Annotated in this window: 17 protein-coding genes; 6 read left to right on the top strand and 11 right to left on the bottom strand. The window is 69.7% G+C overall.

Translation table 11 applies throughout. The features are described 5' to 3' along the window. Window positions 1–5 precede the first annotated feature (5 nt). On the top strand, window positions 6–662 hold the full coding sequence (gene ribB, locus ACWF7A_RS26435) for a 3,4-dihydroxy-2-butanone-4-phosphate synthase (protein WP_452253179.1): 657 nt from the start codon (window positions 6–8) through the stop codon (window positions 660–662). Continuing rightward, entirely contained in the window at window positions 659–1,330 is a 672-nt protein-coding gene (locus ACWF7A_RS26430; protein WP_452253178.1) for an HAD family hydrolase, read from the top strand. The genes ribB and ACWF7A_RS26430 overlap by 4 nt, the downstream gene beginning before the upstream one ends. Here the strand turns inward: ACWF7A_RS26430 and ACWF7A_RS26425 are convergent. Beyond that, window positions 1,320–3,725, bottom strand: a complete 2,406-nt coding sequence (locus ACWF7A_RS26425; protein ID WP_452253177.1) for an ATP-binding protein — start codon at window positions 3,723–3,725, stop codon at window positions 1,320–1,322. The two genes, ACWF7A_RS26430 and ACWF7A_RS26425, sit on opposite strands and share 11 nt — an antisense overlap. A 204-nt stretch (window positions 3,726–3,929) precedes the next feature. On the opposite strand from ACWF7A_RS26425, the gene ACWF7A_RS26420 reads away from it, so the two are divergent. Then, entirely contained in the window at window positions 3,930–4,643 is a 714-nt protein-coding gene (locus ACWF7A_RS26420) for a response regulator (RefSeq protein WP_452253176.1), read from the top strand. A 141-nt stretch (window positions 4,644–4,784) separates the two neighbouring features. Continuing rightward, window positions 4,785–5,645 (top strand): DNA-3-methyladenine glycosylase family protein, encoded by an 861-nt coding sequence (locus tag ACWF7A_RS26415; protein WP_452253175.1) that lies wholly within the window; start codon window positions 4,785–4,787, stop codon window positions 5,643–5,645. Here ACWF7A_RS26415 and ACWF7A_RS26410 read toward each other — a convergent pair. Both ACWF7A_RS26410 and ACWF7A_RS26405 read right to left on the bottom strand, forming a co-directional pair. Beyond that, entirely contained in the window at window positions 5,551–6,498 is a 948-nt protein-coding gene (locus tag ACWF7A_RS26410; RefSeq protein ID WP_452253174.1) for a serine/threonine-protein kinase, read from the bottom strand. The two genes, ACWF7A_RS26415 and ACWF7A_RS26410, sit on opposite strands and share 95 nt — an antisense overlap. A gap of 19 nt (window positions 6,499–6,517) precedes the next feature. Next, window positions 6,518–7,900, bottom strand: coding sequence for an HsdM family class I SAM-dependent methyltransferase (locus ACWF7A_RS26405; RefSeq protein WP_452253173.1), 1,383 nt, complete (start codon window positions 7,898–7,900; stop codon window positions 6,518–6,520). A gap of 53 nt (window positions 7,901–7,953) precedes the next feature. Here ACWF7A_RS26405 and ACWF7A_RS26400 point away from each other — a divergent pair, with 53 nt between their 5' ends. Further along, the gene (locus tag ACWF7A_RS26400) at window positions 7,954–8,649 is read left to right on the top strand and encodes a PP2C family protein-serine/threonine phosphatase (protein ID WP_452253172.1); all 696 of its coding nucleotides are present in this window, start codon (window positions 7,954–7,956) and stop codon (window positions 8,647–8,649) included. A gap of 162 nt (window positions 8,650–8,811) precedes the next feature. Here ACWF7A_RS26400 and ACWF7A_RS26395 read toward each other — a convergent pair whose 3' ends face one another. The 3 genes from ACWF7A_RS26395 to ACWF7A_RS26385 form a co-directional block, all read right to left on the bottom strand. Beyond that, entirely contained in the window at window positions 8,812–10,581 is a 1,770-nt protein-coding gene (locus ACWF7A_RS26395; RefSeq protein WP_452253171.1) for an alpha/beta hydrolase, read from the bottom strand. A gap of 176 nt (window positions 10,582–10,757) precedes the next feature. After that, a complete protein-coding gene (locus tag ACWF7A_RS26390) occupies window positions 10,758–11,648 on the bottom strand; it encodes a helix-turn-helix transcriptional regulator (RefSeq protein WP_452253170.1) in 891 nt (296 codons plus the stop codon). Window positions 11,649–11,706: 58 nt separating this feature from the next. Continuing rightward, the gene (locus tag ACWF7A_RS26385; protein ID WP_452253169.1) at window positions 11,707–12,522 is read right to left on the bottom strand and encodes an oxidoreductase; all 816 of its coding nucleotides are present in this window, start codon (window positions 12,520–12,522) and stop codon (window positions 11,707–11,709) included. Window positions 12,523–12,657: 135 nt separating this feature from the next. Between ACWF7A_RS26385 and ACWF7A_RS26380 the strand changes: the two genes are divergently transcribed. After that, window positions 12,658–13,182 (top strand): TetR family transcriptional regulator, encoded by a 525-nt coding sequence (locus tag ACWF7A_RS26380; protein ID WP_452253168.1) that lies wholly within the window; start codon window positions 12,658–12,660, stop codon window positions 13,180–13,182. Here the strand turns inward: ACWF7A_RS26380 and cobF are convergent, their stop codons facing one another. Genes cobF through ACWF7A_RS26355 form a run of 5 tightly spaced genes read right to left on the bottom strand, consistent with a single transcriptional unit; the run spans window position 13,183 to window position 19,874 of the window. Further along, on the bottom strand, window positions 13,183–13,926 hold the full coding sequence (cobF, locus tag ACWF7A_RS26375) for a precorrin-6A synthase (deacetylating) (RefSeq protein WP_452253167.1): 744 nt from the start codon (window positions 13,924–13,926) through the stop codon (window positions 13,183–13,185). A 13-nt stretch (window positions 13,927–13,939) separates the two neighbouring features. Next, complete coding sequence (locus ACWF7A_RS26370) at window positions 13,940–15,160, bottom strand: phenylacetate--CoA ligase family protein (RefSeq protein ID WP_452253166.1); 1,221 nt, start codon at window positions 15,158–15,160, stop codon at window positions 13,940–13,942. A gap of 3 nt (window positions 15,161–15,163) precedes the next feature. Beyond that, window positions 15,164–17,629, bottom strand: coding sequence for an acyl-CoA reductase (locus tag ACWF7A_RS26365; protein WP_452253165.1), 2,466 nt, complete (start codon window positions 17,627–17,629; stop codon window positions 15,164–15,166). Further along, window positions 17,626–18,762, bottom strand: a complete 1,137-nt coding sequence (locus tag ACWF7A_RS26360) for a LuxE/PaaK family acyltransferase (protein ID WP_452253164.1) — start codon at window positions 18,760–18,762, stop codon at window positions 17,626–17,628. Before ACWF7A_RS26360 ends, ACWF7A_RS26365 begins: the two co-directional genes overlap by 4 nt. Beyond that, on the bottom strand, window positions 18,759–19,874 hold the full coding sequence (locus ACWF7A_RS26355; protein ID WP_452253163.1) for a GNAT family N-acetyltransferase: 1,116 nt from the start codon (window positions 19,872–19,874) through the stop codon (window positions 18,759–18,761). The genes ACWF7A_RS26360 and ACWF7A_RS26355 overlap by 4 nt, the downstream gene beginning before the upstream one ends. Between the last annotated feature and the right edge of the window lie 80 nt (window positions 19,875–19,954).

The raw sequence follows: 19,954 nt of genomic DNA, 5'->3' as shown, positions 1-19,954 counted from the left end.
GCGGAGTGACCTTCAGCGTTCCTGAACAGGCAAAACGAACACCAGGCCTCGACTCGGTCTCCGCCGCGCTGGCCGACCTGCGCGCCGGCCGCCCCGTGATCGTGGTCGACGACGAGGACCGCGAGAACGAGGGCGACCTGGTCATGGCGGCGGAGCACGCGACCCCGCAGGCACTGGCGTTCTACGTGCGGCACACGAGCGGCCTGGTCTGCGCGCCGATGGCGCCCGAGGTCGCCGACCGGATGCGGTTGCCGTTGATGGTCCAGGACAACGAAGACCCCGAGGGCACCGCGTACACGGTGTCGGCCGACAGCACGCACGGCATTGAGTCCGGCATCTCCGCCGCTGACCGCGCACGCACGCTCTGCGTCCTCGCCGACCCCGCGAGCACGCCTGGGGACGTGCGCCGGCCGGGGCACGTGTTCCCGTTGCGCGCCAGGGCAGGCGGTCTCGCCGAACGGCGCGGGCACACCGAGGCGGCGGTCGACCTGATGCGGCTCGCGGGGAAGGCTCCCGTCGCCGTGATCAGCGAGGTGTGCGACGAGGACGGGGGCGTCGCCAGGTTCCCGCGGCTCAGGGCGTTCGCGGACGAGCACGCGCTCAAGCTCGTGTCCATCGAGCAGATCGCGGCCTTCGTGCCGGAGAGCGTGGTGGCGCTGTGACGCTGCTCGCGACCGTCTTCGACCTCGACGACACCCTCGTCGACAGCGCCGGGACGTGGAACCAGGTGATCGGGGCCGTCGCCGCCCGCCACGACTACCGCTGGACGCCTGCCGACTGGGCCGCGATGCAGGGCACGTCGACCTGGAGCGGCTACCTCGCTGAACGGTGCCAGGGGCTCACGCCCGAGCGCGCGTCGTCGGAGTGCGTGGACGGCATGGTGGACGCGATCGCGCGCGGCGCCTTCGGGATGATGCCCGGTGCGGCGGAGCTCGTCGCCCTGGCCGCGGAACTGGGGCCGGTCGGGCTGGTGTCGGCGTCGCCGCGACGCTACGTGCGCGCCGCGGCGTCCGCGTCCGGGTTGCGGCGGCACGTTGAGGCCATCGTGACCGGTGACGACGTCGTGAACGGCAAACCCGCGCCCGACCCGTACCTGCTCGCCGCGCGCAAACTCGGGCTCGATCCCGCGAACTGCCTAGCCGTCGAGGACTCGGGTTCCGGCATCCGCTCGGCGCACGCGGCCGGCATGACCGTGCTCGCGATCCCCAACGCCACGACGGCCCGCGACGCCGAGGTGCTCGGGCTGGCGGCGTGCACGGCGTCCGACGCGGTCGTGGCCGCCAAGGAGATCTGCCGGTTGTGGGTCGACGTCTACGCGCTCAGCCGATAGCGCGTTCCGCACCCCACGCGGCTATGTCCTCGCGGCTCTGCAGGCCGAGCTTGTCGCGCAGCCGCAGCAGCCGCGAGGCCACCGTGCGCACGGAGACGTTAAGGCGGTTCGCGATCTGCTGGTTCGTCAGCCCACTCGTGAGCAGCGCGATCACGCGCCGTTCGTGGTCGTCGAGCGAGTCGAACGCGGCCTCCGTGCGGTCCAGCCACACCTCGTCCTGGATGAACGCCTCGGTCTCCGCAGCGGTCAACGGCGTGGAGGCGGCCTCTGCGCGCGCGACGGAGAGCATCAGCCGTGCGGTGCGCATGGCCCCGGCCACCTTCTCCGCCCAGAACGGGTTCGGCACCACGCCGACAGAGCGACGCATGGCTCGTCCGGTCGCTTCCAGCCGTAGCGCGCGCTCGGCCTGTCCGCGGGTCGACGCGACCACGGCCAGACCCTCGAGCGCGTCCGGGGCCGTCAGCGGGTTGAGGCCGTCCATGCGCAACGCCTCCTGGAAGGCGTGCGTGGCCTCGTCCAGGTCGCCCTGCACCAACGCGACGGCACCGCGCGTACTCAACGCCGAAGCAATGCGCGCGGGAACGCCCGACGCGCGCGAGATGGGCAACGCGGACATGACGTTCTTCTCGGCGCGTTCGTGCTTGCCCAGCGACAACGCCGTGCGTGCCACATCGACCAATGCCGTCGCACGGGCAAGGGGCTCGCCCAGCAACTCGGCGACACGGAGGCACTCGGTGCTGCTGGCGTCGGACGCCTCCCACTCGCCGGAGGACTGCTGGACCGCCGCGAGCGTGTTGCGGCAGCTCATGACCAGCGCCGTCGAGCTGTCCGGCACCAGCCGCGACGCCTCGCTCGACAGCTCCACGGCCTCGTCGTGGTCGCCCTGCTCGGCGGCGAACCGGGCGGCGTGGTTCAGGGCCACGCAGCGGTAGTCGTCGCGCGCGGAAGGCCTGCGCAGCGCGTCCCGCAGCATCACCCGCGCCTGCCCGAACCGGCCGCGGCGAGCGGCGCAGTCCGCCAGTGCCGACGTGAGCAGCAGCAGGCGTTCGTCACCGCGGTCGGCCGCCCACTCGACGGTGCCGAGGAGGCTGTCGACGTGGTTGTCGAGCTTGCGCTGCACGTCCGCGGACATCGACAGCGGTGCGGTGAGCAGCACGTCCGACAGGTCCGTGAACCAGCGGGCCAGTGCCTCGTAGGCGACGTCCAGCTCGCCGGCCGCCAGCAGCTTCTCCCTGGCGTGCAGCCGGATCGTCTCCAGCTGCCGGAACCGCGTCGTGCCGGGGATGGCCGTCAGCAACGACTTCGCCTGCAGCCGCGACAGCACGTCCAGCACCGGTTCCGCGGAGCGTTCCGACGAGCAGACCTCGTTGGCCGCGGCCAGGTCGAAACCGCCGTCGAAGACCGACAGGCGCCGCAACGCGAACTGCTCGTCCGGCTGCAGCAGCTGGTAGCTCCAGTCGATGGCCTCGCGCAACGAGCTCTGGCGTGACGGGGACTTGCGGCAGCCCAGCGTCAGCAGCTCCAGCGGCTCGTCCATGCGGTCGCAGATGTCCGCGACCGGCAGCAACTGCACCCAGCGCGCCGCGAGCTCGATGGCGAGCGGCATGCCCTCCAGCCGTGCGCACAGCAACGCGACGGCGGCCGTGTTGTCGAGGGTCAGGCGGAAGTCGGGCTTGCGCTCGCGGGCCCTGTCCACGAACAGCTTCACGGCCTCGGACCGCGGTGCCGCCGTCGTCACCAGGTCCCGGTCCGTCGACGGGACGGGCAGCCCCTCGACGTGGAAGCTGACCTCACCGGTGATCCACAGGGCCTCGCGTGAGGTCGCGAGCACGCGGATGCCGGGGCAGCGGTTGAGGAGCATGTCGGTGAGCTCGGCGCACGTGTCGAGGAGGTGCTCGCAGTTGTCGAGGACCAGGACCACCTTCATGTTCACGAGCGTCTCGACCACGGTGTCGCGCAACGGCTCGTCGGTCACCGCGGTCACTCCGAGCGCGTCAGCGAGGGCCGGCATGACGTCTCGGGAAGCGGTGATCTCGCCCAGCGCGACCAGGAGCACCCGGTCGGTCCGTCCGCGCCGCAACCGGCCGGCGGCCTCCAGCGCGAGCCTCGTCTTGCCCGCACCCGCACCGCCGACGAGCGTAACGAGACGATGCCTGCGCAACAGCTGGTCGAGCTTCGACAGCTCCTGCTGGCGGCCGACGAACGTGTCGCGGGCAGCGGGCAGGTTCGAGAGCACGCGGACGTTCTGCCTGGTGGCAGGGGCTGTCGCGGACACCGTGACCCGGCGGCGGTAGGCCCGTTGGCGGCATGCGTTGGAGCAGTAGGACCTGCGTTGCTCGGAGGTGGCGGGCGGCATCGTGCCGTCGCACAGCGCACAACGCCCGTTGCTTGTCATGAGTCCTTCTCCTCAAGCCGTAACGGCAGGTCGTTCTTGTCTCGGTGCGGCGTTCTCGCAGGTGGCGGGTGGTGAGCCGGGGTGTGCAACCCGTTACGGCTCCGTGTGCGTGAGACGGTTCGCAACCTGCTCGTTATGCCTACCTTCCGGTAGCCCTCGTTCGGAAACAAACTGGTGACTGGTCCGGTCTGACAGGGAGTGCGCATGACGTTGACGACGAGCACCTCGTGGGCGAGCGCAGGTCTGCAACTGGTGGACAAACCGCGCACGATCACCGTCGGCATCGCCGACGACGAGGTCCTGATCCGCACGGGAGTCCGCGGTCTGCTGGAACGCTCCGGCAACGTCGTGGTCGTCGGCGAGGCCGGCGACGGCGGCGGGGCGCTCGAGCTCGCGCGGCGCCAGCGTCCGCAGGTCCTGCTGATGGACGCCTCCATGCCCGGCATGGAGGGGCTCGCGGCGGTCCGGATGGTGCGCAGGCACGTGCCGGGCACGCAGGTGATCATGCTGTGCACGCCGCAGACCGAGGAGATGCTCTTCCCCGCGTTGCGCGCGGGCGCGGCCGGGTTCCTGTTCAAGAACGGCGAACCGGACGCGCTCGTGAAGGCCGTGCGCGCCGTGGCCGCCGGAGAAGCGATCCTCTCGCCGTCCGCGACGCGTGCGTTGATCGACCACTTCACCGGCGCCGACTCGGAACGTCGCGACGCCGCGCGCAGCCGCATCGGGCTGCTCACTCGGCGAGAGCAAGAAGTGTTGGTGTACCTGGCGCAGGGCATGGCGAATGCACGGATCGCACGGCTCATGTACCTCTCAGAAGGGGCTATCAAGGCCCACGTCAGCCGACTGCTGACGAAACTTCGGTGCGACAACCGCGTCCAAGCCGCTCTCATCGCACGCGACGCCGCCCTTCCATGCTGAACTGACATCTGTTGCAACGGCGCGACGGTCAGCCTAGCCACGGATTTTCGCGCCGCGAAGCAGGTCACCCGGTTGGCCCCGTCCGGAATGATGTCGCTTTCCCGCCAGCGTCTCGGTTGGAATGGCGTCATGCTGGCAGGCATGCAACTGAGCACGTTCTCGGAACGGTTGCCCTTTCAAGCACCTCTGTGTCCCGACAACCTGTTCGGCCACCTCATCGCCACCGCCGTGCCCGGAGTGGAGGAGTGGCGCGACGGTGTCTACCGGCGAACCTTGCGACTTCCTTGCGGTTTCGGCATCGCGTCTTTGCGGCCGTTCACAGATCACATCGCCTGCACGCTGGAACTGTCCGACGCTCGCGATTTGGCCAGTGCTCTAGACCTCTGCCGGTTTCTGCTCGACCTCGACGCCGATCCATTCGTGGTGGATGCTGCGTTGTCCGCGGATCCGCTTTTGGAGCCGTTGGTTTCGGCCGCTCCCGGACGACGTGTGCCGCGCACGGTCGACGGGGCCGAGTTCGCCATTCGGGCCGTGCTGGGGCAGCAGGTGTCCACGAAAGCCGCGCGTACGCACGCCGCACGGCTCGTGGCCGCTCACGGCACGCCGGTCGGAGACCTGTTCCTGTTCCCGCACTCGTTCGACGTGAGCGCGCTGGCGATGCCGGAGTCGCGCCGTCGCACGATGGCCGCGTTGCTGGGTGCGCTGGAGTCCGGTTTGGACCTGTCGCCCGGCGCGGACCGGGCCGTCGCGAGGGAAGCGCTCCTGGCGTTGCCGGGCTTCGGGCCGTGGACCGTCGAGTCGATCCTGATGCGCTCTTTGGGCGACGACGACGCGTTCCTGCCGACCGATCTCGGAATCCGTTTGGCCGCAGAGGCCCTGGGCCTGCCGTCGACGCCCGCGGCGCTCGTCAGGCGTGCGGAGGCGTGGCGGCCGTGGCGTGCGTACGCGGTGCAGCACCTGTGGGCGACCGGTGATCACGAGGTGAACCGAATCCCGGCCTGACCTGCACGCTCGAGTACATCGCCGTCGAGCCGTCCCGCACGAAACCGGGCAGCGCCGGTGGGTCCTGCGCACACCCTTGCAGGGCCTCGAAAACCTCCAGCGCCGTCGCCGGACGTCCGCCCGGGTCCTTGGCCAGCAACCGTTGCACCAACGGGTCCAGCGCGCCGGGGACCGGTCTCGGCGCCTCCTTGACGTGCTTGTCGAACACCGCGTAGGCCGTCGGGCCGGTGAAGAGTTGTGCGCCCGTCAGCATCTCGTGCAGCACGCAGCCCAGCGCGTACAGGTCGCTGCGGGGTTCGGCGGTGCCGCGCTGGATCTGTTCCGGCGCCATGTAGCTCGGCGTGCCGAGGATCTGACCCGCTCGGCTGAACGGCGCGACGTCGCTCTCCTTGAGCAGCGCCAGGCCGAAGTCGAGCACCTTCACCGCGCCGTCCGGGCACAGCATCAGGTTGGTGGGCTTGAGATCCCGGTGGCAGATGCCCTCTTCGTGCGCGGCGGCCAGGACCGCCGCCGTCTGCGCGGCGATGTTCGCGGCCCACGCCTCGGGCAGCGGGCCGAACTCGCCGACGAGCTCGTCGATCGTGACGCCGTCGACGAACTGCATGACCTGGAAGAGGCGCTGCTCGAACGTCCCGTAGTCGTACAGGACGGGAACGCCGGGGTGCTCCAGCCTGGCGACGATCCTGGCCTCGCGCGCGAACCGTTGCGCCACCTCGTCGTCGCTGCCGGGCAGGCGCAGCAGCTTGACCGCGACGCGGCGATCCAGGCGCAGGTCCCTGCCCTTGTGCACGGCACCCATGCCGCCCCGCCCCAGCGGCAGGTCGTCGATCTCGTAGCGGTCGGCGATCAGCACCCGCGAAGCCTAACTGCCGTCACGCCGGCTTGATCTGCCCGTTGAGAAGTCCGTGGTAGCCGAGGCGAACCAGTCCCGCGGCCTCGTCCAAGCCCGCTTCGAGCGCCTTGAGCTGCACGAACGCCTGTCCGTAGCGCCGTTGCCCATCGACGGGCAGCGATGGGACCTGGGTGCGGCGCACGTCGAGCCGGGTCGATCCCGTCGGGGTCCGGGCGAACGCGGCGCGCAGCACGCCCTCGAGGAAGTCCGGGTCGACCTTGCTCGGGTCGATCTCGTACGTCGCGCCGGTGGGGGACGTGACGACGTGGTCGCCGGGTGCCGCGCGGACCAGTTCGCCGATCGTGGTCATCGGGGGAGCGGCCTGTTCGCGCAGCTCAGGCAGCGCGGGCAGGGCGAACGTCGGCTGGGCCGCGAGGTAGGCGGACGCGTCGGCGCCGCTGCGGCTCGACGGGCTGAGGTCGACGTCGTCGTCCAGCAGGTCGATGACGCGCGTGTTCGGGTCGAGCGGTCCGGGGGAGTCGAGCAGCGCGATGTGCTCGGGCGCGCGGCCGACGGGGTTGCGCAGCAGCCACAGGTCGCGTCCTGGCTGCACGGTCATCACGGCCCTGATGGCCCCGGCGCGCAGGAGGTTGCCGCGGATGCGTTTGCCCGGTCTGCGCGACGCCGCCGCCGACGGCAGGAGGATCGCGACGAGACCGCCGGGCTTCGCCAGCGACAGGCAGTGCTGCAGCCACGCCAGCTCCGGTTCGCCGCGCGGGGGCAGCCCGTAGGTCCAGCGGGCGTCGCCGACCAGTTCCTCGTGCCCCCACGTTCGGTCGTGCCACGGCGGATCGCACACCACCGCGTCCGCCTTCTCCTGCACGCCGTTGTGCCGCAACGAGTCGCCGGTGAAGATCTGCGCCTGCGGCATCCGGCGCCGTGCGATGACCGCGGACACGGGATCGAGCTCCTGCCCGATCTTGTTGCGCGCCTTGGAAGCCTTCAGCAGACTCCCCGTGCCGCACGCCGGGTCGATCACCGTGTCGCCGTCCGTCGTGGCCAGGACGACCTCGACGACCTCGGGCGGAGTGGGGTTCAGCAGCCGCGAGTGGGCCTCCAGGTACCGCTCGTGCAGGAACTCGAACGTCTGCGCGTCGGCCTCGACCCCGGCCAGCGCCTCGCCGAGCTTCAGGTCGTCGTGGGTGCGCAGCTGGGTCCACAACCGCTCGGCCGGCGAGACCAGGAACGGCTTCCCGTTGTTCCGCAGCCACGCCTCGACGTCGCGCAACAGGTACAACGGACTGGAGGCCGTCCCGCCGACCGGCGACGGGAAGTCCTCGAACCGGCGCCGCCAGTTCGACACGGCCGCCCGCCCCACATCGGCGAGGCGAGCGATGTCACCGGCGTTGACCGTCTCATCCATGGTTCACAACCGTATTGCTTGTGAACTCACTTCACAACTGGTCTACTGGAGATATGACACACGAGCTGCGCATCGCCGTGGCGACCGATCCTGGGCTCGTCCGCGAGCACAACGAGGACTCGGTCTACGTCCGCGCGGACCTGCAGGCCGTGGCGGACGGCATGGGCGGCCACGAGCACGGCGAAGTGGCCAGCGCACTCGCGGTGAACGTCCTGGCGACCTGGGAGGGCGACCTGGGTCCGGCCGTGGCCGAGATAGCCCGCAGGCTGGACGCCGAGACACCTCAAGGCGCAGGCACGACACTGACCGCCATCCGCTGGGAGGGCCTCGCCTTCCAGCTGGCGCACATCGGCGACTCCCGCGCGTACGTGCTCAGGGAGGGCGAGCTCCGCCAGATCTCCCACGACCACACCATGGTCCAGGCCCTGGTGGACGCCGGTCGCATGACGCCGGAGGAGGCCCGCGACCACCCGCGCCGCGCGTACGTCCTGCGGGCCCTGCAGTCCGGCAACTCGCACGACCCGGACCTCACGTGGCACCAGGCGAAGATCGAGGATCGGTACCTGCTGTGCAGCGACGGTCTCACCGACTACACGGATCTGGACGACGTGCACGAGATCCTGCTGTCCACTGAGGACGGCACGGAGGCCGCGTGGCAGCTGATCGCGCTGGCGAACGGCAACGGCGGGCCGGACAACATCACCTGCGTGATCGTCGACGTGGTGCGCAAGAAGTGGTGGCAGCGCTAGGAAACCCGCGCCGCTGGGAAAGTCGCTTTCCCCAGTCACATACGCGGCAGTGTTGCCCGGTCAGGTCGTTGCCAAGACTGTCCGACCCGTTGGCGCCGCACCGAACCCGCGCATGGAAACGGCCCCCGGCGCAGTGCGCCAGGGGCCGCAGCTCACAGGGTGTTACAGGTTCGCCGGCATGCCCGACTCGTCGGCCGCCGCCGTCGAAGACCCGCTCAGCAGGTCCTTGACGATCTTGTTGGCCTCCTTCACGGCAGGCGTGATCATCTTGATCTTCACCTTGCCGTTGGTCAGCTTGCCGCCGACGTCGAACGTCTTGTCCTCACCGGGCAGCGGGAGCGCCTGGCAACCGGTGAACTGCTTGCGCGGGGTCGCACCGGTCTGGAAGTAGAACGTGATCGGGTCGTCGACGCAGTCCGTGTTGTACGGGAACAGGCCGTGCGAGCCCTCGTTGTCGACGCTGATCATCTTGGCGTTCGGCAGCGCCTTCGCGGTGGCGAGGCCACCCTCGTAGGCGGTGGCGGCGTCGAGCTCGGACTGCGCGACCAGCAGACGCGGGAACGTCTTCTTGTCCGGCTTCGGCATCGCGTTCTTCGTCGGCCAGTAGGCGCACAGCGGGGTGCTCATGAACGGCGCGATGAACGGCGCGTTCACGGTCAGGTCGGCGAGCCAGTAGTTCCAGTAGTGCAGGTTCTGGTTCCACTGACCGTCCTGGCAGCGGATGGCCTCGAACGTCGCGTCCCAGGTCTCGACCTCGGCGGCGGCGGTCGTGGTCTTGACCGCGACGCGCTCCTTCTTGGCGATGGCGGCGAGCGCGTTGTCCTTGGCCTTCGCGATGAACGCCTTGTTCTCGGCGGACAGGCCCGGGATCGTCAGCATCTTCGCGACGATCTGCTCGACCTTCTCCGAGTCGGTGCCGGTGGCCGGCGTGCCGATCACGGCGGACACCGCGGCGGCGGCGGTCGGGTACTGGGTCGTGTCGTACATGGCCGGGATCACGAACCACGCGACGAACAGCTGACCCACGAACTCACGGGTGCCGCCGACCTTCTCCCAGTTGCGGCGGATCTCCATCGGGTCGGTGCCCTGGCCGTACTCGGCGTCGTTGCGCGCCATGTACGGGAGCAGCGCCTCCTGGAACTGGCGGTCGCGCGTGCGCGGCTGCAGGTCCCAGGTGTTCTCGAGGGTCGTCTGCGAGGCGTCGACGGCCGAGTCGAGCAGGAAGCGGTGCGCCTTGCTCGGGAACGTGGAGGCGTACCAGGTGCCGAGCCACGTGCCGTAGGAGTAGCCGATGTACGAGGTCTTCTTCTCGCCGAGGATGACGCGGATGAAGTCCATGTCGTACGCGGTCTGCTCGGTCGTGATGAACGGCGTCAGCGGGTTGGCGCGGCAGCCGTCCACCTTCGCCTTGTTGATCACGTTGATGTCGGTGCTGGTCGGCACGGTGTAGCTGCAGGTGAGCGGCGTGGAGAGGCCGACACCGCGCGGGTCGAAGCCGATGAAGTCGTACTGGCCCGCGAGGACCGGGGCGCGCAGCGCCATCGCCGCGCCCCACGGCAGGCCGGAGCCGCCGGGGCCACCGGGGTTGACCAGCGCGATGCCCTGACGGCTGGTGCCCTTGTAGGCGGTCTCGGTCTTCGAGACGCGGATGCCGATCGTGTTGCCGTCAGCCGGGTTGTGCCAGTCGCGCGGGACCTGGACGGTCGCGCAGGCGAGGCCCTTGACGGTCTTGAACTTCGCGACGGTCTCCGGTGCGACGCCGGGGAAGGTGCACTCCTCCCAGGTGACCTTCTGCGTCGCGAGCGCGCCGGCGAGCGCCTGCGTGTCCGGGTCCTGCTTGGCGGCCGCGCCGGCCGCCGGCGTGAGCACGATGCTCGTCGCGATCAACGCCCCTGTGACCGCGGCGATGCCGCCTCTGAAGTACTTCCTCACTGTGGATCCCTTCCTGCCCCCGCACGGCCTGGGTGAGACCGCGCTTGCAACAGAGGAGAAAGGAAAAAACTCCGTTTAACACTCCTGGGTGATGGCAGAAAGTCGCCATGTCTGGAAACCGTCACCAATCGTGTTCACAGAGTGATGAAGATCCATGTCTCAATTGCTGAGGGTGACTAGAGCCAACCCCGCCGTGACGCCTGCACTCCGAGCTGGAACCGGGTCTGCGCCCCCAGCAACTGCTGCAGCCGGCTCACCCGGCGGTGCACCGTGCGTTCGCTGACGCCGAGCTCGCGCGCGATCGACTCGTCCGTCAGACCGGCGCTGAGCAGCGCCATCAACCGCCGGGTCGCCGTGGTCGGCTCCTCCTGGGTGTCCTCCTGGCCGCCGGGCGTGATCGACACCGCCATCCGCCAGAAAGCCTCGAACAACTCGATCAACGCGCTCAGTAGCACGGACGGGTGAATGAGGAGTGCGACCACGTTCCCGCCGGTCACGGTCGGCACCGCGATCAGCGCCCGGTCCGAGTCGGCGATCACGAGCTTGAGCGGCACGCCGGGGAACGTCCGCGCCTGCTCGCCCACCGCGATGCTCTCCTGCACCGACGCGAACCCTCGTTCGGTCTGCAGCAACGCCGACTCGTACACGACCCGGTAGCCGACACCGCGCAGCAACGCGGGCGGCTGCGCGGGACTCGCCTCCGGCTGCGGGCTCAGGTACGAACCGGGGTCGAGCGCCCGGATCTCCGACTTGGCCTGGCTCTGCATCTCCTCGAACGCGCTGATCACCTCGTCGGCCTCCTTGAGGACCTCGACGAAGTCGACCTCCTTCGCGCCGCGCTCGGCGTAGGCGGCGGCCAGGACCTCGGCTGTCTCCCTGGCCCGCACGGCCGCGGCCTCGTGCCCCGACGCGATCGCGGCCAGCGCCGACCGCGGCGGGCGCACGTCGTTGTTCCTGATCAGCCCGAGTCGTTCGAGCTCCTCGTGCGCCGGGCCGGACTCGGCGACGTCTCCGCGCAGCAGCGCCAGATAGAGCTTCTCGGCCTCCGGCGACAGCCCCTCGTGCACGCGATTCCCCTCCGTGGTTCTGAACCGAAGGTACCTGGTCAGAAGGGAGGAACCCGGCTTAGGCGAACCGGCGCATCGCCCCGAGGAAAACGGCGTCGAACGCCCGGTCGGACAGCACCCGGCGGGCGAACAGGATCGGCCGCGCACCGAACCCCGCCGCGTACCTCGTGCGCGGCCTGCGAGCCTGCGCCGCCTTCACGATGACGTCCGCGATCACCTTGGGCTCGCTCGCGCGCTCCATCTGCGAGAAGAACCCGGACAACTGCTTGACCTGCCCCGCGTAGGCCCCGCCGCCGGACGTCTTCTTCAGGTTCTCGACCGCGATCCCGCCCCACTCGGTCTTGATGCCGCCGGGCTGGATCACCACGACGTCGATCCCGAACGGCTTCAGCTCGAGCCGCAGCGAGTCGCTCAACCCCTCCACCGCGAACTTCGTCGAGTGGTACCAGGCCCCGAGCGGCTCGTAGATCCGCCCGCCGATCGACGAGACGTTGATGATCTTCCCGCGCCCGGCCTCCCGCATGTGCGGTGACACCAGCTGGACCAGCCGCGCGAGCCCGAACACGTTGACCTCGAACTGGTAGCGCGCCTCGTCCAGCGGCACGTCCTCGACGGCGCCGTACGACCCGTAGCCGGCGTTGTTGACGAGCACGTCGATCCGTCCGGCCTCGGCGACGACCTTCTTGACGCCCTCGACCATCGACTCGTCCCGCGTCACGTCCATCTCCAGCACCCGGATGCCCAGTGCGGCGAGCCCCTCCATCCGCTGCACCCGGCGCGCCGCCGCGTAGACCGTGTACCCGGCCCTGTGCAGCTCGACCGCCGTCGACTCGCCGATGCCCGACGACGCTCCCGTGACCAGTGCGACCTTCATGTCCCGCTCCCCACTAGCTGGTTGGCTGGATTAACTAACTGTTTGGTTGCTAACTCCAGACAACCACGCCCGTGGCGACCTGTCAACTAAACGGTTGGTTGCTAGAACCAACCGGTTGGTTAGGATGGGGGTGTGGTGAGGGACAAGGAAGCGACCAAGGCCAAGTTGCTGGACGCCGCGCTCGACGAGTTCGCGGAGTACGGCATCGCCGGCGCGCGGGTCGACCGCATCGCGGCCAAGGCCGGGTGCAACAAGGCGATGATCTACGCCTACTTCGGCAGCAAGGAAGGCCTGTTCGGCGAGCTGCTGAAGATCCAGATCGACCGGGTCGTCCAGTCCGTGCCGATCACGCCCGACGACCTGCCTGGCTACGCGGGCCGGTTGTTCGACGCGTACCTGGAGGAGCCCAAGCTGTTGAGGCTCGCCGCGTACCACCGGCTGGAGAACGGCTTCGACTCCGTTCCGGAGTCAGAGGCCGAGGCGCACCGGCACAAGGTCGAGGCCGTCGCCCAGGCCCAGATGGAAGGCAAGATCACCGCCGCGTTCAACGCCACGGACCTGCTGGACCTGGTCGTGCACATGTCGATCCTGGCCTTCAGCACCCCGCACGCGAACAGGGACCTCGTCGTCCGCTCCGTCGAGCGGCTGATCGCGGAGTGATCAGGGGCGGCGCAGCAGGTAGGTGTCCATGATCCAGCCCTTGCGCTCACGGGCCTCCGAGCGCACGGCGCGGATCTCCGCCGCCACGTCCCCGACCCGCCCCGACACCAGGATCTCGTCCGGCATCCCGAGGTAGGCGCCCCAGTAGATCCACGTGTCCGGGTCCACGCCCTCGAACGAGTACGACGCGTCCAGCATCACGGCCACGTCGTCCACATCGGACGGCCACCCGGCGGCCAGGCGGCGGCCGGTCGTGATCTGCACCGGCTTGCCGACCTGGTTCAGCGCCACGCGGTGCCCGGCGGTCAGCGCGGCCACCGACGTGACGCCCGGGATGACCTCGACGGAGAACGACTCGCCGCGCGCCAGCAGGTCGTCGAGGATCGCGAGCGTCGAGTCGTAGAGCGACGGGTCGCCCCACACCAGGAACGCCCCGACCTCGTCCTCGCCCAGTTCGGAGAACAGGCCCTGGACGACGTCGGCGCGGTCGCGGCGCCACGCGTCGATCGTCGCCTGGTAGTCGGCGGGGGTGCGGTCGCGGTCCGGGTCCCGGCCCTCGACCCAGCGGTACGGGCGCGTCACGTGCTCGGTGAGGATCGACGCGCGCAGGTCGACGAGCTCCTGCTTCACCGAACCCTTGTCCAGCACGAAGTACACGTCGACCGTCTGCAACGCCTTGACGGCCTGCACCGTCAGGTGGTCGGGGTTGCCCGCGCCGATGCCGATGACCAGGATCTTTCGCACCGGCCCACACTAACTACAGCGGGCGCTCGTCGAGGAGCCGCACGGTCTTGCCTGTGCGGGGACTCACCTCCAGCACCGGGACCCACTCGACCTCCAGCGGTGCCACGACGCCGCGGTCCACCTGCAGCGCGAACCGCGGGCTGACCACGTCCACCTCGGCCCGGACGGCGGCGACGTCCTGCGGCGCACCGGCGACGCGCAGCACCAGCTGGTCGCGGGCGTCGACGCGGCGGAGGACGACCTGCACGCCGTGGTGCACGACACCGGCCCGGTCGACGGCGGCCCGCAGGTGGTCGAGGTGCAGCGTGACGGGGCCGACCCGCGCGCCCTCGTCGGCGCGGCCGAGCAGGCGGAAGATGCCGTCCTCGGTGTCGACCCACTCGGCCAGGTCGCCGACCGGGTACCGGATCATCGGCTGCAAACGCCGGGTGAGGTCGGTCTGCAGCAGCCTGCCGGGCCGGCCGGGCGTGGTGATCGGCCTGCCCGTCTCGGTGTCGACGATCTCCAGCACCGAGCTGTCCACGAAGGAGCGGAACACCCGCGGGTCGTCGGAGTCGAGCACCGCCGTGCCGATGATGCCGCCGTCGACGCTGCCGTAGACGAACGAGCGGAACTCGGCCCTGGGGAACGCCTCGAGCAAGAGCGCGCGTTGGTCGTCGTACAGCGCCTCGCCGCTGAACAGGACCAGTCGCACCAAGGGCAACGAACCGGCCTCGGAACGAACGTGGGAGGCGAGACGGCACAACGTCGTCGGGAAGCCCGCCACGACGGTGGCGTCGAAGTCCTGCATGGTGGTCAGCGTGAACTCGACCGGCGCGCTGCCGGTGACCGGCAGCTGCACCAGGTCGATCGGCGAGTGCTGCAACGCGTTGAGGGCGAAGATGAAGCTGGAGTACAGCTCGCCGGCCGCGAACAGGTTCGCGATCCGGTCGCCGTGCCTCAGTCCCGCCGCGGGCAGCGTCTCCGCGTACGTGCGGCACATCGCGTCCCACTCCTCGTTGGTGTAGAAGGAGACGCGAGGGGCCTTGGTGGTGCCACCGGTCTTGAAGATCAGGCCGTCGGTGTGCGTGCGGGTCAGCACCTGGTTGTGGCGGACGGTGTTCGCGGCCCAGAACGCGGCCTGGTCGACGACCGGGAGCTCGGCCAGCGGGGTCGAGGAGTCGTAGCCGTCGTAGAGGTCCCGGTAGAACGGGGAATGCGTGCGGGCGTAGCAGACGAGGTCGAGCACGGACATCGGTCACACGCTCCTGCTGCCGCGGCGGTCGACGACGGCGATCAACTTGCCGCTGCTGCGGGTACGGGTGAAGTCCGCGAGTGGCACGTTCTCGACGCGCAAGGTCAACAGTTCGTCCTTCCGCACGGCCTCGGCGACCTCGGGGTAGTGGGACATCACCGTGTGGTGGGCGGCTGAGGGAGCGCGATCGCGTTCCAGGCGCACGACCAGTTCCTCGCCGCGGGCGTCCTCGTTCAGCTCGATCTGCACCGCCCCCGAGTAGCCGAGCTCGTCCTCCAGGATCGTGAGGAACCGCCGGTAGTTCATCGTCTGCGCGGCGGTCCGGAACACGTCACCGGTGCGTCCCAACAGCTCGAAGCGCGGGGTCTGGCGGCCGCACGGGCAGTCGCCGGGGACCCAGCGGCCCAGGTCGCCGATCTCGTAGCGCTCCAGCCGCTGGCCGCGGCGGGTGTGCGTGGTGAAGACCAGGCGGCCCGCCTCCCCCGGCGAGACGAGACGGTCCGTCTCGTGGTCGAGGATCTCCAGCGTGTGCAGGCTCGTGAACAGGTGGTGCACCCTGCCGGACGACGCCTGGCACTGGTAGCCGACCGGGCCGGCGTCCACCGTCGCGTAGGCCGCCGAGCGGATGACCGAGACGCCGAACTCGTCCTTCATCCGAGCGATGGCCTGAGCGCCGAAGTGCTCACCCGCGTAGAAGATCTTGCGGATCCCGCCGTACTCCTTCAGCAGGGACCCGTGCTCGGCGAAGAGCCGCTGCACGAACGAAGGCGCGGTCAGCAGCGTGTCGACGCGGTTGTCCACAACGGACTGAGCGATCGCGTCGAGCCGGTCCCACTCGCCGCCCATCGGGAACTGCACGGCGTTCATCCGCTCCAGCGCGGAGAAGAAGCTGACGAAGCTCGCGTACATGTGCCCGTTGAAGAACAGGTTCATGATCCGGTCGTGGCGCGGGTCGAGCCCGGTGGCGAGCAACGCCTCGGCGCCGACCCACATCTGCTCGTCCCAGTCCGCCCAGGTGTACGCGGACAGCTTGGGCGCGCCGGAGCTGCCGCCGCTGCGGAAGTACACGTCCGCCGAGCGGTCCTGCAACGTCTCGAAGTCCGCCTTCGGGGTCACCGGGACCGGCGGAACCGGTAGCTGACGCGACTCGGCCAGGTCGTCCAGCGACGCGTCGGTGGCGAACCTGTCGTCGAGCTGCACGGACACCCGGTTGCTGTAGCGCTGCAACGCGTAGACGCCGTCGTGCGGCTCACCGCTGTACCCGCCGAGCATCGACCCCGGCGTCGTGATCCGCTGCACGCCGACCGACACGAACGAACGCGCGAGAGCGGCGGTGTCCGGCCGGTCCGCCGCGAGACCGACCGTCTGCAGGTATCGGCGCATCGGCCGCAGCACCGAGGTGATCTGCTTGCGCGGCAACGGCTTCACCCACACCGTCCGGAACAGCGGCGAGGTGCGCGGCGCGAACCGCACGTCCGCCAGCACGCGCCAGTGCTCGCCGGCGTGCACCCTCGTGAACCCGAGGTGCTCCTCCAGCCGCGTGACCACGACGTTGTTCGTGATCTCCGCCCACTCGGCCTGCGACGGCTCGCGGGTCGGCGGACCCGCCTGCCCCAGCACGGAGGCGAAGCGCTCGGCGAACGCGAAGACCTGCGACGAGTCCTCGGTGTCGAGGTAGATGATCTGCGGGCTGGAACACGCCTGCTGCTCCAGCCGGCAGACGTCCTCGGCCAGCGCCCGCAAAGTGTCCACATCGGACCACGCGTCGCGGGTCAGGTAGGCGAACGACAGCTTCGGCCCCCAGTCGATCACCCTCGCGCCGGGCTTGACCAGCTCGGTGACGCCGGCGATCGCCTCCTCGCCACCCCAGACCGCCACGGCGTCGGCGGCGCCGAGCACGCGCGCCATCCAGTCGGTGCGCGAAGAGGGGAAGTGCAGGACGACGAGCCGCGCGGCGATCTGGCCGGTCTGGTCGTGCAAGGCCAGCTGGGCGAGCACCTCGGCGGTGAAGCCCGAGTCGTCCGACGCGACCTTGACGACGTTGACGTTGCCGGAGAGCAGGCCCTCGACGGCGCTCAGGACGCCGGCGGCCGGTGCGTTGCCCGCCGTCACGTGGACGAGCAGGCCGAGCGGAACCCAGGCCTCGTACACCGGCGTGCGGAAGTCGAACCGGACCATCCGCGCCGGGTCGAGGCCGCCGAGCTCGCGCTGGAGCTTGCGTTCCAGCGCCGGACGACCGAGCGCCTGCCGCAGCGCGTCCAGCGTCTCGTCGATCTCCACCTCGTCGAGGCCCCAGGCGACCAGGGACGCGCGGTGCTGCTCCAGGTCCAGCTTCTCGGCGGCGGAGAGGACGGCGAGCGGGTTCAGCCGAGGTCCGGTGATGACCTGCTGGGTGAGGTCGTCCAGTCCGTCGAGCCGCAGGGAGACAGCCTCGTCGTCGATCCACGAGCCCTGCCAGAGGTGCTTCATGCCCTGCCCTTCAGGAGTTCTGCCGCGGCGATCGCGCAGGAACGGTTGCGGGAGACGCCGGCGCGGCCGAGGATCTCGAACCACGGGGTCTCGGTGCCGCAACCGCACTCCTCAGGTGCGTGCAGTGCGGCCAGGTCGCCCATCAGCACGCTCTGCGCGGGCGACGAGGTGATGTAGGGCGACAGGAACTGGATGTAGCCGGACTCGCCGTACGGCAACGCTTCCAGCGTCCGGACGTCCCGGACGATCGCGCGCGACCACGTCGGCACGTGCAGGTTGTGGTGCGCGCAGTCGACGTACGGCACGGAGTGTTCGACCGAGCCGTAGCTGTCGCGGATCCGCACGTCCGGGATGCCGAGCATGCCGGTGACCTTCGCGCGCAGCGAGGTCTTGGAGATCTGCTTGTCCGCGTTGCCCTTCCAGCCGCCGCCGAACCACACCATCGAGCTCTCGTCGAGCCGCACCGGCTCCAGGCCCATCGCGTTCATGCGGTCGAGGGTGAAGCTGAGGAACGCCGGGAAACCGAAGATCCGCACCGGCAGCCCGCTGTCCGCGAACCGACGCAGCGCGCGGATGCTGCCGAACGCGTCGAACTCGTGCCCGCTGCCGGTGTGCGCGAGCCCGTACTCGACGGATTCGACGGGTGCGAAGTCCGTCATGAACTGCCCGGTGAACGAGCTGCCGAGCTTCCCGCCGGACGTCGGCTGGTTCAGGTTGAGCAGGTAGTGAACCGGTTCGTCCGAGATGAACCCGTTGTGCTCGTAGATCCGCGCGACCATCCGCTGGCCGGCCCGGACCGTCCAGGCGTCCCAGAACATCTGCGACTTCTGCCCGGTCGTGCCGGACGAGGTGGCGTGCACGACGATCTCGTTGCGAGGCACCGACAGCACCTCGTGCAGCTTGAAGAAGTCGGCGTGCACGAACGGCTGCTCGGTGATGTCGCGCAACGGCTTGCCGTCCCACAGACCGCGGAAGAACTCGTTGCGCTGGGCGTGCCAGCGGTTCGACTCGTTCATCGCCTCCAGGAACAGGCCCTGGTCGCTGTGGTCGTAAGGCACCGCGATGTCGCACAACGCCTGGACGGCGCCCAGCGAGCGGTCCGGCACCGTCGCCGGGCCGAGGTGCGGGTTCATGCGCGAAACACCCCGTTGGTGTTGAGGAACTTCTGCGTCCACAGCTCGATGTACTGCTCGGTGAAGGGCCGGAACGCCTCGTCGATCGCGAGGCCCCGGAAGTCCGGCGGCTGCGGTGTGTGCACCATGACCACGTAGTCGTGGTGGACGTCGCCGTCCCTCCGCATCGCCGGGTACAGCGCCACCGGCAGGAAACCGAAGGCCAGCAACGCACTCAGCTCGTCGAACTCGTGCAGCGGCACCAGCGTCTCGACGTGCGGCGCGCCCAGCCCGGCCAGCGCGTCGATCACGCCGCCGAGGTGCGGCAGCAGTGCCTGGGGGCTCGGCGAGGCGCCGAAGATCGTGCAGTAGCCGTCGTGCCGGTTGAGGTGCCCGTAGATCTGGTGGTCGCCGCGCTCGTCGGCCAGCAGCACGTTGGGCTTGTGCAACGGGTAGAACCGCCGCGCCGGGTCGTTGATCGTGTGCTCGAAGTGCCGCTGCACGAACTGCGGTGCCTCGATGACCTCCAGCCGCGACACCTCGCGAGCGGTGAAGGCGTTGTCCTCGACGAACTCCGGCAACGTCGGCAGCCCGACGGCCGTCACGAGCTTCTCCAGGCTCGCGGGCACCTTGTGCACCTGCGCCCGTTGCGCCAGCACGCCGTCGCGGTGCCTGGCCAGCAACGTCATCGTCTCGCGCCGGGCGTGCTTGAAGAGGTTCGGCACGAGCCCGAGCGGGCGGAACCCGTTGCGCAGGCACACTCTCTGCGGTGCGAGGTGGACCGTCCGCGCCGTGCCGTAGACCGAGTCGACCTCGCCACTCGCGAGCAGGTGATCGGTGATCTGCCCGACGGCGTGGTGCGCGACGCCGCCGCCCTGCGCGTCCGGGTCCACGACGAGCCCGGCGATCTTGCCGAGCCGGTCCGCGCTCTCGACGTGCCCGGTGATCGAGGCGACGACCTCGCCGCCGCGCCGCCACACCAGCCACGTCGTGTGCGCTGCCTCGATCTCGGTGGCCATGACGCCGGGGTCCGTGCCCATCGCGATGGGGTAGTTCGCGCCGTGCGCCCGCCGGTAGAGCCTCAGCAGGTCGTCGACGTCGTCGAGTCGTGCCGGCTCGAACTCGGGTGCCACTCCTGATTCCTCCTCAAAAGACCGGAAATCAGGCTACTGATCGGTACAGCCGCCATTCAGGTGAAGGAGGCCCAGGAGCT

Source organism: Lentzea sp. NPDC055074 (genome assembly GCF_053608005.1).
This window is presented reverse-complemented; position numbering and strand designations above follow the sequence as displayed.

Excerpts from the sequence above, each read along its gene's own strand:
- ACWF7A_RS26425 (WP_452253177.1), bottom strand. The coding sequence starts at position 3,725 with ATGACAAGCAACGGGCGTTGTGCGCTGTGCGACGGCACGATGCCGCCC.
- ACWF7A_RS26420 (WP_452253176.1), top strand. The coding sequence starts at position 3,930 with ATGACGTTGACGACGAGCACCTCGTGGGCGAGCGCAGGTCTGCAACTG.
- ACWF7A_RS26415 (WP_452253175.1), top strand. The coding sequence starts at position 4,785 with ATGCAACTGAGCACGTTCTCGGAACGGTTGCCCTTTCAAGCACCTCTG.
- ACWF7A_RS26405 (WP_452253173.1), bottom strand. The coding sequence starts at position 7,900 with ATGGATGAGACGGTCAACGCCGGTGACATCGCTCGCCTCGCCGATGTG.
- ACWF7A_RS26400 (WP_452253172.1), top strand. The coding sequence starts at position 7,954 with ATGACACACGAGCTGCGCATCGCCGTGGCGACCGATCCTGGGCTCGTC.
- ACWF7A_RS26385 (WP_452253169.1), bottom strand. The coding sequence starts at position 12,522 with ATGAAGGTCGCACTGGTCACGGGAGCGTCGTCGGGCATCGGCGAGTCG.
- ACWF7A_RS26370 (WP_452253166.1), bottom strand. The coding sequence starts at position 15,160 with ATGTCCGTGCTCGACCTCGTCTGCTACGCCCGCACGCATTCCCCGTTC.
- ACWF7A_RS26365 (WP_452253165.1), bottom strand. The coding sequence starts at position 17,629 with ATGAAGCACCTCTGGCAGGGCTCGTGGATCGACGACGAGGCTGTCTCC.
- ACWF7A_RS26360 (WP_452253164.1), bottom strand. The coding sequence starts at position 18,762 with ATGAACCCGCACCTCGGCCCGGCGACGGTGCCGGACCGCTCGCTGGGC.